This is a genomic window from Streptomyces sp. NBC_01320 (assembly GCF_035974375.1).
In the GTDB taxonomy this organism is placed as follows: Bacteria; Actinomycetota; Actinomycetes; order Streptomycetales; family Streptomycetaceae; genus Streptomyces; species Streptomyces yanii.
In genome coordinates this window covers 6,591,680-6,605,435 of sequence record NZ_CP108390.1, presented here as the reverse complement: position 1 = coordinate 6,605,435, position 13,756 = coordinate 6,591,680, and the positions used below count along the sequence as shown (strand labels likewise).

Annotated in this window: 15 protein-coding genes; 3 read left to right on the top strand and 12 right to left on the bottom strand. The window is 72.2% G+C overall.

Going from position 1 to position 13,756, the window contains the following annotated elements; translation table 11 throughout:
* Position 1: 1 nt before the first annotated feature.
* From OG395_RS30055 to OG395_RS30015, 9 genes are all read right to left on the bottom strand, one after another.
* Positions 2–559, bottom strand: coding sequence for an amino-acid N-acetyltransferase (locus tag OG395_RS30055; protein ID WP_266984385.1), 558 nt, complete (start codon positions 557–559; stop codon positions 2–4).
* 9 nt (positions 560–568) lie between these two features.
* Entirely contained in the window at positions 569–985 is a 417-nt protein-coding gene (locus tag OG395_RS30050; protein ID WP_327245718.1) for a BlaI/MecI/CopY family transcriptional regulator, read from the bottom strand.
* A 122-nt stretch (positions 986–1,107) separates the two neighbouring features.
* Positions 1,108–1,287, bottom strand: a complete 180-nt coding sequence (locus tag OG395_RS30045) for a hypothetical protein (RefSeq protein WP_327245717.1) — start codon at positions 1,285–1,287, stop codon at positions 1,108–1,110.
* A 60-nt stretch (positions 1,288–1,347) separates the two neighbouring features.
* Positions 1,348–1,929 (bottom strand): hypothetical protein, encoded by a 582-nt coding sequence (locus OG395_RS30040; RefSeq protein WP_327249501.1) that lies wholly within the window; start codon positions 1,927–1,929, stop codon positions 1,348–1,350.
* Positions 1,930–2,067: 138 nt separating this feature from the next.
* Positions 2,068–2,865 (bottom strand): type III pantothenate kinase, encoded by a 798-nt coding sequence (locus tag OG395_RS30035; protein ID WP_327245716.1) that lies wholly within the window; start codon positions 2,863–2,865, stop codon positions 2,068–2,070.
* Entirely contained in the window at positions 2,865–3,908 is a 1,044-nt protein-coding gene (nadC, locus tag OG395_RS30030) for a carboxylating nicotinate-nucleotide diphosphorylase (protein WP_327245715.1), read from the bottom strand. The genes OG395_RS30035 and nadC overlap by 1 nt, the downstream gene beginning before the upstream one ends.
* A gap of 2 nt (positions 3,909–3,910) precedes the next feature.
* A complete protein-coding gene (locus OG395_RS30025) occupies positions 3,911–5,662 on the bottom strand; it encodes an L-aspartate oxidase (protein ID WP_327245714.1) in 1,752 nt (583 codons plus the stop codon).
* Positions 5,659–6,672 (bottom strand): pantoate--beta-alanine ligase, encoded by a 1,014-nt coding sequence (gene panC, locus OG395_RS30020; RefSeq protein WP_327245713.1) that lies wholly within the window; start codon positions 6,670–6,672, stop codon positions 5,659–5,661. The genes OG395_RS30025 and panC overlap by 4 nt, the downstream gene beginning before the upstream one ends.
* The gene (locus OG395_RS30015) at positions 6,669–7,628 is read right to left on the bottom strand and encodes a Rossmann-like and DUF2520 domain-containing protein (protein ID WP_327245712.1); all 960 of its coding nucleotides are present in this window, start codon (positions 7,626–7,628) and stop codon (positions 6,669–6,671) included. Before OG395_RS30015 ends, panC begins: the two co-directional genes overlap by 4 nt.
* Before the next feature lie 181 nt (positions 7,629–7,809).
* Here OG395_RS30015 and OG395_RS30010 point away from each other — a divergent pair, with 181 nt between their 5' ends.
* Positions 7,810–9,003: a threonine aldolase family protein gene (locus tag OG395_RS30010; protein WP_327245711.1), complete on the top strand. Its 1,194-nt coding sequence runs from the start codon at positions 7,810–7,812 to the stop codon at positions 9,001–9,003.
* Between the two features lie 123 nt (positions 9,004–9,126).
* Here the strand turns inward: OG395_RS30010 and OG395_RS30005 are convergent, their stop codons facing one another.
* Positions 9,127–9,393: a hypothetical protein gene (locus OG395_RS30005; RefSeq protein WP_327245710.1), complete on the bottom strand. Its 267-nt coding sequence runs from the start codon at positions 9,391–9,393 to the stop codon at positions 9,127–9,129.
* 104 nt (positions 9,394–9,497) lie between these two features.
* Here OG395_RS30005 and OG395_RS30000 point away from each other — a divergent pair, with 104 nt between their 5' ends.
* Complete coding sequence (locus OG395_RS30000) at positions 9,498–10,610, top strand: DUF5937 family protein (protein ID WP_327249500.1); 1,113 nt, start codon at positions 9,498–9,500, stop codon at positions 10,608–10,610.
* A 79-nt stretch (positions 10,611–10,689) separates the two neighbouring features.
* Here OG395_RS30000 and OG395_RS29995 read toward each other — a convergent pair whose 3' ends face one another.
* Both OG395_RS29995 and OG395_RS29990 read right to left on the bottom strand, forming a co-directional pair.
* A complete protein-coding gene (locus OG395_RS29995) occupies positions 10,690–11,367 on the bottom strand; it encodes a response regulator transcription factor (RefSeq protein WP_327245709.1) in 678 nt (225 codons plus the stop codon).
* A 43-nt stretch (positions 11,368–11,410) separates the two neighbouring features.
* Positions 11,411–12,610 (bottom strand): sensor histidine kinase, encoded by a 1,200-nt coding sequence (locus OG395_RS29990; RefSeq protein WP_327245708.1) that lies wholly within the window; start codon positions 12,608–12,610, stop codon positions 11,411–11,413.
* Positions 12,611–12,706: 96 nt separating this feature from the next.
* On the opposite strand from OG395_RS29990, the gene OG395_RS29985 reads away from it, so the two are divergent.
* Positions 12,707–13,714, top strand: coding sequence for an SAM-dependent methyltransferase (locus tag OG395_RS29985; protein ID WP_327245707.1), 1,008 nt, complete (start codon positions 12,707–12,709; stop codon positions 13,712–13,714).
* The last annotated feature ends 42 nt before the right edge of the window (positions 13,715–13,756 follow it).

Sequence of the window (13,756 nt, the reverse complement as noted above, 5' to 3'; positions counted from 1 at the left end):
GTCACAGGTGCAGAAGCATCCGGCTGTTGCCCAAGGTGTTCGGCTTCACGCGTTCGAGACCGAGGAACTCTGCCACACCCTCGTCATAGGAACGCAGCAGCTCGCTGTAGACATCTGTGTCGACCGGCGTCTCTCCGATCTCCACGAAGCCGTGCTTGGCGAAGAAGTCGACTTCGAAGGTGAGGCAGAAAACCCGGCGCACACCCAGCCAGCGGGCGGTCTGCAACAGCTTGTCCAGCACTTGATGCCCCACTCCGGCGCCCTTGATGCTGTGATCGACCGCGAGAGTACGGACTTCGGCGAGGTCTTCCCACATCACATGGAGTGCGCCGCAGCCGATGACCCGGGCGTCCTCGTCGCGTTCCGCGATCCAGAACTCCTGGATGTCCTCGTAAAGCGTCACCGTTGCTTTGTCGAGCAGGATGCCTTCACGTACGTACCCGTCGAGGAGGCGGCGGACCGAGGGCACATCGCTCGTCCGGGCACGCCGGACGGTGATGGCTGCGTTTATAACCGACGGTTCGGTACGGAAATCGGTATGCGGAAGCTCTGAGGACATGCCCAGACGCTATCGCCCGGACTCCGTGTCCGCGCCATCGGACGGGCGCTCGCCGGCCTCCGGCAGCTCCGGCGATACGATCCGCATCGCGTCACTGAGAGCTTCCCGCTGCTCGGCGGACATCATGCCGAAGAAGGCGACAAGTGCGGCGGCGGGGTTGTCGCTCTGGGACCAGGCTTCGTTCATCAGTGCGGCCGAGTAGGCGGCGCGGGTGGAGACCGCCGTATATCGATATGCGCGGCCTTCGACTTCCCTGCGCACCCAGCCCTTCTGATGGAGATTGTCCATTACCGTCATGACGGTCGTGTACGCGATGGACCGTTCCTTCTGAAGGTCCTCAAGGACTTCCCGCACGGTGACCGGACGGTTCCATTGCCAGACCCGTGTCATCACGGCGTCTTCCAGCTCTCCCAATTGGCGAGGCACAGCGTCACCTTAGTGCTAGATGTCTGGAATGGCCGGTTATTTACGCAACAAAAGGGCGTGCGGCTCCTGATGAGCCGCACGCCCTTCATGCGGTACGCGAGGTGCGGTACGCGCCGTACCGGTCAGACGCCCTCGGTCCGCGGTGTCTGCTGCGCCGCCTCGGCGCGGCTGAGCGCCGAGTCCACGGCCGCGTCCTCCTTGGCCTTGTTCGGGCCGCCCTGGCTCTTGACGATCGTCACGACGAGGCCGATGAAGAAGGCGGCCATCACCACGGGGGGCACGAGCGCGGATACGTAGTCCATGGGATCCAGAGTAGCGATCCCGGTACGGACTTCCGCGCGACCCCTCCGTCGTCCGCGTGGCTACCCCGCGGCGCGCTGTTGCGGGGGCGGGACGGGCCGACGGCGAGGCGGGAAGACTTCCGAGGGCTTCGGGGCGGGGCGCTCGGACGGCGGCACCGGACGGGCCGGGGCTGCCGGAGTCTTCGGCTTTTCGGGCTCCGCGGCAGCGGCCCGACCGCCGGGCAGGGCGAGCAGACGGCTGCGCGGCGCGGGCGCTGTCGTGGGGACGGCGCGTCCGGCGAGACGGGCCCGCACCGACCGCTCGGCGAGCACGTGGCAGCGCTCCAGGAGCGCCGCGGCAACCGGTCTGCCCCGTTGGGTGCGCAGGGCGGCCAGATCCTCCGGGCGGGGGTCGTATCCGGCGGCCAGGGCATCCTGGAGCAGCTCCAGATACCGGGCGACCGAGCCTGGCAGGGCGTCGCGGTAGCGGACGAGGTCGGCGAGGAGGAACGCGCGCAGCCGTCCCGCCTCCCCGACCGCCTCGTCCAGGGAGCTCGCGAGCCGCAGGCAGTCCTGGACGTCCTCGTCGGGCAGGGGCGCGGGGCGGAGGGCGTTGGCGAGGGCGCGTCGGAGCACACGCAGCTCGTCCGCGCTGAACGCCATACCGCCGCGTGATCCGTAAGGCGTGGGCATAACGCGACAATACGTGCTAAATGGACAAAATCCGTTTAGCTGGGCGATGGCGGCGCGGCGGCAGTCTTCACACCGCCGCGCCGTTCCCGCAGGTACCCGGCGCGTGTCCTACATCCGGGCGATGTTGCGCTCGTACACCAGTCGCAGCCCGATGAGCGTGAGCCAGGGCTCGTGCTCGTCGATGACGGAGGACTCCCCCAACACCATCGGAGCAAGGCCGCCGGTCGCGATGACGGTGACATCGTCCGGGTCGGCCGCCAGCTCCTTCTTCATGCGCTCGACGACTCCGTCGACCTGGCCCGCGAAGCCGTACACGATCCCCGCCTGCATAGCCTCGACCGTGTTCTTGCCGATCACGCTGCGCGGCCGGGCCAGCTCGATCTTGCGGAGCTGGGCGCCCTTCACGCCGAGCGCCTCGACCGAGATCTCGATGCCGGGGGCGATGACCCCGCCCGCGTACTCGCCCCGGGTGGAGACCGCGTCGAAGGTGGTCGCCGTGCCGAAATCGACGACGATCGCCGGGCCGCCGTAGAGATCGACGGCCGCGACCGCATTGATGATGCGGTCCGCGCCGACCTCCTTCGGGTTGTCCATCAGGATCGGGACGCCCGTCTTGATGCCCGGCTCGACGAGCACGGCGGGCACGTCGCCGTAGTAGCGGCGGGTGACCTCGCGCAGCTCGTGCAGGACGGCCGGGACCGTGGAGCAGATCGCGATGCCCTCGATGCCGTCGCCCAGCTCCTCGCCGAGCAGCGGGTGCATGCCCATCAGGCCGTTGAGCAGCACCGCGAGCTCGTCCGCGGTGCGGCGGGCGTCGGTGGAGATCCGCCAGTGCTCGACGATCTCCTCACCGTCGAACAGGCCCAGGACGGTGTGGGTGTTGCCGACGTCGATGGTGAGCAGCATCAGACGCCGGCCCCGTCGGTGTCGCGGAAGTCCAGGCCGATGTCGAGGATCGGCGAGGAGTGGGTGAGCGCGCCGACGGCCAGGTAGTCGACGCCTGCGGCGGCGTAGGCACCGGCGGTGTCGAGGGTGAGGCGGCCGGAGGACTCCAGGACCGCGCGGCCGCCGACGAGCGCAACGGCCTCCTCGGTCCGGGACGGGGTGAAGTTGTCCAGCAGGATCAGGTCGGCGCCCGCCTCCAGGACCTCGCGGACCTGGTCCAGGGTGTCGACCTCGACCTCGATCGGTACGTCCGGGAACTCGTCCCGCACCCGCTTGAACGCCTCGGCGACGCCGCCCGCCGCGATGACGTGGTTGTCCTTGACCAGTGCGGCGTCGGAGAGCGACATCCGGTGGTTGACGCCGCCGCCGCAGCGCACCGCGTACTTCTCCAGAGCGCGCAGGCCCGGGGTGGTCTTGCGGGTGTCGCGGACCTTCGTCTTCGTGCCTTCGAGCACATCGGCCCAGGCGCGGGTGGCGGTCGCGATGCCGGAGAGCCTGCAGAGCAGGTTGAGCGCGCTGCGCTCGCCGGTGAGCAGGTCGCGGGTGCGGGTGGTGACGGTCAGCAGCTTCTGGCCGGGAGCGACACGGTCGCCGTCCTCGACATGGCGCTCGACCTCGAACTCGGCCGTGCAGACGATGGAGAGGACGGCCTCGGCAACGCGCAGACCTGCAACGACGCCGGCCTCGCGGGCGGTGAAGTCACCGGTGGCCATGGCCTCCTCGGAGACCGTGGCGACGGTCGTGACGTCCACACCGCCGTCGAGGTCCTCCTCGATGGCGACGTGCGCGACGTCCTCGACCTGGACCGGGTCGAGGCCGGCGTCGGCGAGCAGCTGGGCGAGGTCGGGGTCGAGACCGCACTCCAGGGGGTCCAGCTCGTAGCCTTCCTCCCCGCCGCAGCCGCAGGCGTCCCCGCAGCCGCCCGCGGCCGGTGCGGGCGCGCCGATCTGGATCAGCGGTACGTCCACGGGTGTGGGGCGCGGATTCTCTTCGGGCGTGCTCACGGTTACGGCTCCTCGGGAGTGGGGTGGTTCATGGGTGCTGCTGCGCAGTCTGGTGCCCCCGTCGCGCGTACGGGCGGGAATGCCTCGGACTCCGTACGGGCCAGGACCAGCTGCCGGTCGGGAGTGAGCCGGACGACGAGGTGGCGGCGCCAGGTCTCGTCGTCGCGCTCGGGCCGGTCCTCGCGCCAGTGGCAGCCGCGGGTCTCCTCGCGCTCCCGGGCGGCAGCGACCAGGACGCGCGAGACGAGGAGGAGGTTGGTGGCCTCCCATGCCTCGACGCCGGGCACCGCGACCTTGGGCTCGGCCGCCTCGGCGTCGACGGCGGCGCTGCGGTGCAGGGCCTCCAGCTTGTCGGCGGCGGTGGCGAGGCTTGCGGCGGAACGGAGGACTCCGGCGCCCTGGGTCATGATCCGCTGGATCTGCGGCCGCACCTCGGGGGCAAGGAGCGGGGAGGAGGCGGGGAGTCCGGCGGCCGGGATTTCGGAGGCCGGTGGCTGCACGGTGCGCGAACCGCTCGCGACGATGTCCGCGGCGATGCGTTCGGCGAAGACCAGCCCCTCCAGGAGCGAGTTGGACGCCAGCCGGTTCGCGCCGTGCACACCCGTGCAGGCGACCTCTCCGCACGCGTACAGACCCGGGACCGTCGTCCGGCCGCGCAGGTCGGTGCGGATGCCGCCGGAGGCGTAGTGCGCGGCGGGCGCCACCGGGACGGGTTCGGTGATCGGGTCGATGCCGTGGGCACGGCAGGCCGCCAGGATCGTGGGGAACCGCCGCTCCCACATCTCGGCGCCGAAGTGGCGGGCGTCGAGATACATGTGCTCGGTGCCGTGCAGCTGCATCTGACGGGTGATGGCCTTGGCGACGATGTCGCGGGGCGCCAGCTCCGCCAGTTCGTGCTGTCCGACCATGAACCGCGTACCGGACGCGTCGACGAGATGGGCGCCCTCGCCCCGTACCGCTTCCGATACGAGGGGCTGCTGGCCCTCGGAGTCCGCGCCGAGGAAGAGGACCGTCGGGTGGAACTGGACGAACTCGAGGTCGGAGACCTCCGCACCGGCCCGCAGGGCGAGCGCGACACCGTCGCCGGTGGAGACCGGCGGGTTGGTGGTGGCGGAGAAGACCTGGCCCATGCCGCCGGTGGCAAGGACCACTGCCGGGGCGTGGACCGCGCCGACGCCGTCGTGCTGGCCCTCGCCCATGACGTGCAGGGTGACGCCCGCGGTACGCCCTTCGGCGTCCGTCAGCAGGTCCAGCACCAGGGCGTTCTCCACGGTGTGGAGGGCGGCGGAGCGGACCGCCTCGACCAGGGTGCGGGAGATCTCGGCGCCCGTCGCGTCCCCGCCCGCGTGGGCGATACGGCGGCGGTGGTGGCCGCCCTCGCGGGTGAGCGCGATGTCGCCGGTGTCGGTGGTGTCGAAGTGCGCGCCGGTCTCGATCAGGCGGCGTACTGCGTCGGGGCCCTCGGTGACCAGGGTCCGCACCGCGGACTCGTCGCACAGACCCGCGCCCGCGACCAGGGTGTCGGCCAGGTGCTGTTCGGGGGTGTCGCCCTCGCCGAGCGCCGCGGCGATGCCGCCCTGCGCCCAGCGGGTGGAGCCGTCGTCGAGGCGGGCCTTGGTGACGACGACGGTGGCGAGGCCCGCGGCCGCACAGCGCAGCGCGGTGGTGAGGCCGGCGACGCCGGAGCCGACCACCACGACATCCGCGTCGATGGCCCAGCCGGGGGCGGGGGCGGTCAGCCGTATTCCGGTCACGTGTCGGCTCCGAAGGTCAGCGGGATGTTGTCGATGAGTCGGGTGGCACCCACCCGCGCGGCAACGGCGAGGATCGCGTCACCGGTGGTCCGGTCATCGGGGATCTCGGTGAAGTCGGCCGGGTCCACGAGCGCCAGATAGTCCAGTGCGAGCGGGGGCTGCGCGGCGGCCGCGTCGTCGAGGATCGTGCGCGCGGCGGCGCGTACCGCCGCGGGTCCGTCGTCCGGCCGGGCCCAGGCCACCGCCTGGGTGTCGGCGGCCGCGCGGACCTCACCGAGGCGGGTGAGCGCGGCGGCCCGGCCCGTCGTCGCCGTAGTGGTCTGCGCGCGGGCGTGCAGCGCCTGCTGGGCGGCGAGCCGGTCCCGGGCGGCGAACAGGGCCCGGGAGAGAGCGAGGGCGGTGCGGCGCTCCTCGGCGTCGAGGAAACGGTTGCGGCTGGAGAGCGCGAGTCCGTCGGGCTCGCGGACGGTCTCCACGCCGACGATCTCCACCGGGAAGTTCAGATCGCGCACCATGCGGCGGATCAGCGCCAGCTGCTGGGCGTCCTTCTGTCCGAAGAACGCGGCATCGGGGCGGGTGAGGTGCAGCATCTTGGCGACGACGGTCAGCATCCCGTCGAAGTGTCCCGGGCGGGACGCACCTTCCAGACGCTCGCCCATCGGGCCCGCGTCGATCCTGACCTGTGGTTCGCCGCCGGGGTAGACCTCGTCGACCGACGGGGCGAAGACGGCGTCGGCGCCGGCCGCGCCCGCGACGGCGAGATCGGCGTCGAGGGTACGGGGGTAGCGGTCGAGGTCCGCCGCCTCGCCGAACTGCAGCGGGTTGACGAAGACGGTGACGACGACCTGGCCGTCCGGGCCCGCGGCGGTGCGTGCGGCACGGATCAGGGTGGCGTGGCCCTCGTGCAGGGCTCCCATCGTCATGACGACGGCCCGCGGCCCCTTGCGTGTGCCGAACGTGTCGAGTTCGGCCGCGGTACGCAGCAGCGTGGCTGCTCCGGTCGTGTTCATCGGATCCCTCCCGGTCCGGTGCTGCCCGCGCCGCCCGAGCCGGTCGCACCGTCGGACAGGACGCCGAGCAGGTCCTCCGCCAGTTCCGGCTTGAGCAGGCCGTGCGCGAGCGCCCGGTCGGCGGTCGCACGGGCCATGGCGAGGTATCCGGCCACGGTCTGCGGGGCGTGCCTGCGCAGCTCGCCGATGTGAGCGGCGACCGTGCCTGCGTCGCCGCGGGCGACCGGGCCGGTCAGCGCGTTGTCACCGGAGCGCAGCGCGTTGTCGAGTGCGGCGCCGAGGAGAGGGCCGAGCATCCGGTCGGGGGCCGCGACCCCTGCCGTACGCAGCAGCTCCATCGATTGGGCGACCAGGGTGACCAGGTGGTTCGCGCCGAGGGCGAGCGCCGCGTGGTAGAGCGGACGGGACTCCTCCGCGATCCATTCGGGTTCGCCGCCCATCTCGATGACGAGCGCCTCGGCGGCGAGCCGCAGTTCCTCGGGGGCGGTGACTCCGAAGGAGCAGCCGGCCAGCCGCTGTACGTCGACAGCGGTGCCGGTGAACGTCATCGCCGGGTGCAGGGCGAGCGGCAGGGCGCCGGCCCGCAGTGCGGGGTCCAGGACCCGGGTCCCGTAGCGCCCCGACGTGTGGACGATCAGCTGTCCCGGGCGGACCGCGCCCGTCTCGGCGAGGCCCTCGACCAGGCCGGGCAGGGCGTCGTCGGGGACGGTCAGCAGCACCAGCTCGGCGCGGGCGAGCACCTCTGCGGGCTGCACGAGGGGGACGTCGGGCAGAAGCGTGGCGGCGCGGCGCACGGAGGCGTCGGAGACACCCGAGACGGCGACCGGGCGGTGCCCGGCGAGCTGCAGGGATGCGGCGAGGGCAGGGCCGACGCGACCCGCGCCCACGACGCCGACGGTGAGGCGGGCGGGGCGGTCCCTCGCGTCGAGGGGCTCCCTGGGTGTTGATGCGTTCACGCGGGCGATGGCCTTCCGTTCCAGTCCGCGGGGGGTACCGGACGATTTCTCTGCATGCTACGCCAGCGTTTCGTCCGGGCCCCCGGCCGTCCACAGGCTGTGGACGAACGCGTGGATCGCCGACGGGCAGGGGCCGCGCAGCGGTGTGGGCGGGGGCGGCGTTCTGCGTGATGATCGTCCCATGGCAGACACGGATGAGCAGGTGCAGGTGCGGGACGAGGTACGGGGTGGCTCCCCGGACGACGAACAGGCGGAGCGCCTTCGCCGGCTCGGCGCCTGGCGGCGGGCCGAGCGGGCCCTTGCGCGGCCGCAGGTCGACCGCACCCTCGGGGAGCAACTGGCCGACCTCGCCGCGCACGCCGCGTCCGTCGCCGACCCGGACCAGCCCGCGGACATCTACGGGGACGGCGTCGTCGCCCAGCTGGAGACGCGGATCGCCGGGCTGCTGGGCATGGAGGCGGCGGCGTTCTTCCCGACCGGGACGATGGCGCAGCAGGTCGCCCTGCGCTGCTGGGCGGGGCGCACTGGCAATCCGACCGTGGCGCTGCACCCGCTCGCCCACCCCGAGGTGCACGAACGCGGCGCGCTGGGGGTGGTGAGCGGGCTGCGTACCGTCCACCCGACGTCCGCGCCGCGGCTGCCCACTGCGGAGGAGATCCGCGACTTCGCCGAACCGTTCGGCACGCTGATGCTGGAGCTTCCGCTGCGCGACGCCGGTTTCGTCCTGCCGGAGTGGGAGGAACTGGAGGCCGTGGTGGCGGCCGCGCGCGAACGTGATGCAGTGGTGCACATGGACGGCGCGAGGCTGTGGGAGTGCGCCCCCCGGTTCGGACGCGGGCTGCCGGAGATCGCGGCCCTGGCGGACAGCGTGTACGTGTCGTTCTACAAGACCCTCGGCGGGCTGTCGGGGGCGGCGCTCGCCGGTTCGGAGTCCCTGATCGAGGAGGCGCGCACCTGGCGCCACCGGTACGGCGGGCAGCTCTTCCAGCAGTTCCCGGCCGCGCTGGCCGCGCTGATCGGTCTGGAACGGGAGCTGCCGAAACTGGCTTCGTACGTGGCGCAGGCGAAGGTGGTGGCCGGTGCGCTGGCCGAGGGGTTCGCGGAGTCCGCGGTGCCGTGGTTCCGGGTGCATCCGGAGCCGCCTCACACGCATCAGTTCCAGGTGTGGCTGCCGTACCCGGCGGATGTCCTGACGGAGGCGGGAGTGCAGCAGGCGGAGGAGACGGGCGTGGCGCTCTTCCGCAGGTGGCACCCGGCCCCCGCGGGGCCGCCCGGGATGTCGTACACGGAGGTCACGGTGGCGGAGGCGGGACTGGAGTGGACGAAACGGGAGGTGCGCGAAGCGGTGGGGGAATTCGTGCGGCGGCTGACTTAGAGCCTGTCGGGTGCCGGGCGTCCGGGGCCGTTCCGTCCTCAAGCGCCGGACGGGCCGACCGGTGGCGCCGGGGCCACCGCCCCGGCCGGTGGGCGCCCCGGTCGTCCGAGCACCCGTCCGTCCTCACACGCCGGACGGACCGGAAGTGCCGGGCCGGGCGGGGCTGCCGGACCGGCCGACGTGGCCCGGCGGGCGGCGGGTGAGGCGTTCTCGTAGAGCAGTTCTCCAGCGGCGGTTCGCCGGGCGGCCTTCGATCACCGCTTCGAAGCGGCGGGCGTCGCGGGCCTCCCGCACGACCTCCCAGTCGTGCCGGCCAGGCAGCGGCGGCGGCACTTCCCCGTGCTGAGCTGCGCGGTAGCTGTCGATCATGTGTTGCTGCATCGCGTCCATGACCTCAGCGTGGGCCGCTCCGGCGGGTCCGGCCCGTCGATTGACGACCACTGTCAAATGGCGCGTGACGCTCTCGCCGCACCCCGCACTATGGAGGGGTGAGCGTGAACATCGACATCGCGGGACTGCCGTCCGAACGCATCGTCTTCGAGACCTCGCCCCTCGCCGAGCTGGGGCTCGCGCTGCATGCGCTCTCCGAGCCGGGGCACCACCCGGGCCTGCACGGCTGGGCGACGGCGACCGGCAGTGCGCTGGAGCCGGACCTGGCCGACCGGCTGCACGAGGCCGAGTTCCTGTGGCGGAACACGTTCTCGGACGTCTTCATGGCGTTCGCCGGGGTCCGCGGCGGTGACGGCAGGACCGGGGCGACACTCGCCGAGGACCTCGACATCCTCGACCGGCTGGACGACGAGCGGTTCGTCGCCTCCGCCCTGGAGTTCACCTGCGCCAGCCTGTACGGGATCGGTGCCCCTTCCCCGCTCAGCGACCCGGGCATGCGCGCCCGCGCCCTGGACATGGCGGCGGCGCGCGGTCCGCGGCAGGTGGAGTTCACCCAGCAGCTGCTGGCCGACCCCGCCCCCGTACGCCGCTGGGTCCGGCGCCTCCTCGAGGACTGCGACGAGGCGTTCTTCGCGGACACCTGGCGCCGGGTCCAGGTCCAGCTGGTCGCCGATGCCCGGCACAAGACGGATCTGTTGCGCCGCAAGGGCACCGGCGAGGCGCTGGGCGCGGTGTCCGCAGCGCTCTCGCTCGACGAGAGCGGCAGCCGGATCAGCGTCGACAAGATGACCGAGGGCTCGACCACCGCGACCGCCCCGTCCATCGGCGCCGGGCTGACGCTCATCCCGTCCAGCTTCGGCTGGCCGCATCTGATGGTGCTGCACGCACCCGGCTGGCGCCCGGTGATCCACTACCCGGTGCACCGCCCGGAACTGCCGTCCCCCGCCTCGGTCGAGATCCTGCAGCTGCGGATGGAGGCGCTGGCCCACCCCATGCGGATGCGCCTGTGCCGCAACCTCGCCCGTTCCCCGTACACCACCGGTGAACTCGCCGACTCGCACAGCATCACGGCGCCCGAGGTCTCCCGGCATCTTTCGGTACTGAAGAAGGCCGGGCTGGTGACCACGCGACGCCGCGGCCGCTACGTACTGCACCAGCTGGACCTGACCGTGGTGGCCCGGCTCGGCAGCGACTTCCTGGAGGGTGTGCTGCGGTGAGCGGCGCCGGGCGCCGTGGGCTCGGTCCAGCCACTGTGCCTGAGAGCCTGTCGGGTCCCGCGGAGAGACCGATGTGGGGTCAGCCCGCCCCGCCCCCGCCGGCCCGCACCAGCCCCGTCTCGTACGCGAGGACGACCACCTGCACCCGGTCGCGCAGGTTCAGCTTGGTGAGGATGCGGCCGACGTGCGTCTTCACCGTCGCCTCGGACAGCACCAGGCGTGCCGCGATCTCGCCGTTCGACATGCCCTGCGCCACCAGCAGCATCACCTCGCGTTCGCGTTCGGTGAGCTTGCCGATGCCTTTGTGCTGCGGTTCGTCGCCGCTGCTCGGCAGCAGGGGCGAGAAGCGGTCGAGCAGTCGTCGCGTGGTGGACGGGGCGACGACCGCGTCTCCGCTGTGCACCGAACGGATCGCGGCGAGCAGTTCACCCGGCGGCACGTCCTTGAGCATGAAGCCGCTGGCCCCCGCCTTCAGTCCGGAGAAGGCGTACTCGTCGAGGTCGAACGTGGTCAGGATGAGCACCTTGGGCGCATCGGGCCCGTCACAGATGCGCCGGGTCGCCTCGACGCCGTCCAGCCTCGGCATGCGGACGTCCATCAGCACCACATCCACGGCGGTGGAACGAAGGTTCTCGATCGCCTCCGCGCCGTCGCCGGCCTCGGCGACGACCTCCATGTCCGGCTGGGCTGCGAGCACCATCCGGAAACCGGTGCGCAGCAGCACCTGGTCGTCGACGAGCATCACGCGGATCGCCATGAGGGTTCTTGTCTCCTGTTCCTGTCCAGCAAGGGGCAGTGGGCTAGTGGGCGGGCTTGAGCGGCAGCAGCGCGCTGATCCGGAAACCGCCGCCGGGGCGCGGCCCGGCGTCGAGCGTGCCGCCGACCATGCCGACCCGCTCCCGCATGCCGATCATCCCGTGGCCCGCGCCGTCGGCGCCGCCGTCCTCGTACAGTTCGTGCGCGGCGCCCCGGCCGTCGTCCTCGACCAGCAGCCCGAGCCCGTCGTCGAAGTAGACCAGCCGCACACTCGCACCGGCGTCCGGGCCACCGTGCTTGCGGGTGTTGGTCAAAGCCTCCTGCACGATGCGGTACGCGGTCAGCTCGACCCCACTGGGGAGCGGGCGCGGGGTTCCCTCGATCTTGAAGTCCACTGCGAGGCCGGTCTGCCTGACCTGCTCGATCAGGTCCTCGATCTGCTCGACGTCGGGTTGCGGAACGTACTCCCCGCTCTCCCGGGCGTCGCCGGTCCGCAGCACCCCGAGCAGCCGGCGCATCTCGGCGAGTGCCTGCCTGCCGGTGCTGGAGATCGTCTCCAGGGCCTGCCGGGCCTGGTCGGGTGCCGCGTCCATCACGTACGCCGCGCCGTCGGCCTGCACCACCATGACGGAGACGTTGTGTGCGACGACATCGTGCAGTTCGCGGGCGATACGGGCCCGCTCGGCGGCCACCGCGACCTTCGACTGCGCCTCGCGCTCCCGCTCAAGACGGGCGGCGCGCTCCTCCAACTGGTCGAAGTACGCCCGCCGGGTCCGCATCGAGTCGCCGAGCACCCAGGCGAGCACGAACGGCACCGTCATGACGATGACGACGAAGACCTCCTGCACCCAGTTGCCGTGCGGCTTGTTCGGCCAGCGCAGCTGTGAAAGACCGGCCGCGCAGAGACTGCAGACCAGCGCGAGCCGGGACGCCCAGCGCTCACCGACCGTGGCCACGGTGAAGGTGATCACCAGCATGGCGAAGTTCGCGACGCTCGGTCCGACACCGAAAACCAGCTGCGCGACGCCCATCGCGACGGCGAGCAGCAGCATCTTCTCCGGTGCCCGGCGGCGCAGCGCAACGACCAGGCAGAGACCGATGACGATCGGCACGGCGGGGAGCCGCTGCGATCCGCGGCTCGGGTCGGCCACCACGGACACGCCGGAGAGACCGAGGAGGACGACAGCCCAGAAGGTGTCGACGCCCGTCGGGTGTCTGCGGATGAAGTCGTAGAGGCGCTGCACGTAACCCAGCGTAGGGAAGGCCGACAGGTGACCGGGTCAGCCGAAGGACCGATCCGGTTCCTGGGACCGTACTCCCCAAGGTGGAGACTTGGCTCCGTGACGGATGAGTGGCGTGGGTGGCAGGAGGCGGCAGAGACCGCTTTGTACGGGGACGGGGGGTTCTACCGGAGCCCGGAGGGGCCTGCCGGGCATTTCCGTACCTCCGTGCATGCCTCGCCGCTGTTCGCCGCCGCCGTGGCCAGGCTGCTGGCCGGGACGGCGCGGGAGCTGGGAACGGACCGGGTCGATCTGGTCGACCTGGGGGCCGGGCGGGGCGAGCTGCTGACAGGGGTACTGGCGGCGTTGCCGGGCAACGCCCCGGCGGGGCTCGTCGTACGGGCGTACGCGGTGGAGATCGCCGCCCGGCCGCCGGGTCTGGATCCCCGGATCGAGTGGTGCGCCGAGCCGCCGCAGGGGGTGCGGGGGCTGCTGTTCGCCAACGAGTGGCTGGACAACGTGCCGACGCCGGTCGCGGAGACCGACGCGGACGGCGTCGACCGGTATGTGCTTGTCCGGACGGCGGACGGCACGGAACGGCTGGGTTCACCGGTGACCGGGGCGGACGCCGAGTGGCTGCGCCGCTGGTGGCCGTCGGCCGGTCCTGGCAGCCGCGCGGAGATCGGGCGGCCGCGCGACGAGGCGTGGGCGCGGGTGGTCGCCACCTTGTCCGAGGGGCTCGCGGTGGCGGTCGACTACGCCCACGTACGGGAGGCGCGGCCGCCGTTCGGCACGCTGACCGGTTTCCGGGCGGGGCGCGAGGTGCGGCCGGTGCCGGACGGCAACTGCGACCTGACCTCGCATGTGGCGCTGGACGCGTGCGCTGCGGCGGGTGCGGGGGGCGGGATGGAGCCGGAGGTGGTGGATCAGCGGGAGGCGCTGCGCGGGCTCGGAGTCAGCGGGGAGCGGCCGTCGCTCGCACTCGCCTCGACCGACCCGTCGGCATATGTGCGGGCGCTGGCGTCGGCGGGCGAGGCGGCCGAGCTGACCGCACGGGGCGGACTGGGCGATTTCGGATGGCTGATGCAACGGGTGGGGACGACTCCGTCGAGCCCCTCCGGCGTTTGACGAGCGCGCTCCGCGGCAGCGCCCCGGAGGCAACGCGGTCCG

Bases quoted from the DNA above. Each gene is read 5' to 3' on its own strand.
- OG395_RS30055 (WP_266984385.1), bottom strand. From the start codon at position 559: ATGTCCTCAGAGCTTCCGCATACCGATTTCCGTACCGAACCGTCGGTT.
- OG395_RS30010 (WP_327245711.1), top strand. From the start codon at position 7,810: ATGGCAGACACGGATGAGCAGGTGCAGGTGCGGGACGAGGTACGGGGT.
- panC (WP_327245713.1), bottom strand. From the start codon at position 6,672: ATGAACACGACCGGAGCAGCCACGCTGCTGCGTACCGCGGCCGAACTC.
- OG395_RS29995 (WP_327245709.1), bottom strand. From the start codon at position 11,367: ATGGCGATCCGCGTGATGCTCGTCGACGACCAGGTGCTGCTGCGCACC.
- OG395_RS30005 (WP_327245710.1), bottom strand. From the start codon at position 9,393: ATGGACGCGATGCAGCAACACATGATCGACAGCTACCGCGCAGCTCAG.
- OG395_RS30045 (WP_327245717.1), bottom strand. From the start codon at position 1,287: ATGGACTACGTATCCGCGCTCGTGCCCCCCGTGGTGATGGCCGCCTTC.
- OG395_RS30040 (WP_327249501.1), bottom strand. From the start codon at position 1,929: ATGGCGTTCAGCGCGGACGAGCTGCGTGTGCTCCGACGCGCCCTCGCC.
- OG395_RS30035 (WP_327245716.1), bottom strand. From the start codon at position 2,865: ATGCTGCTCACCATCGACGTCGGCAACACCCACACCGTCCTGGGCCTG.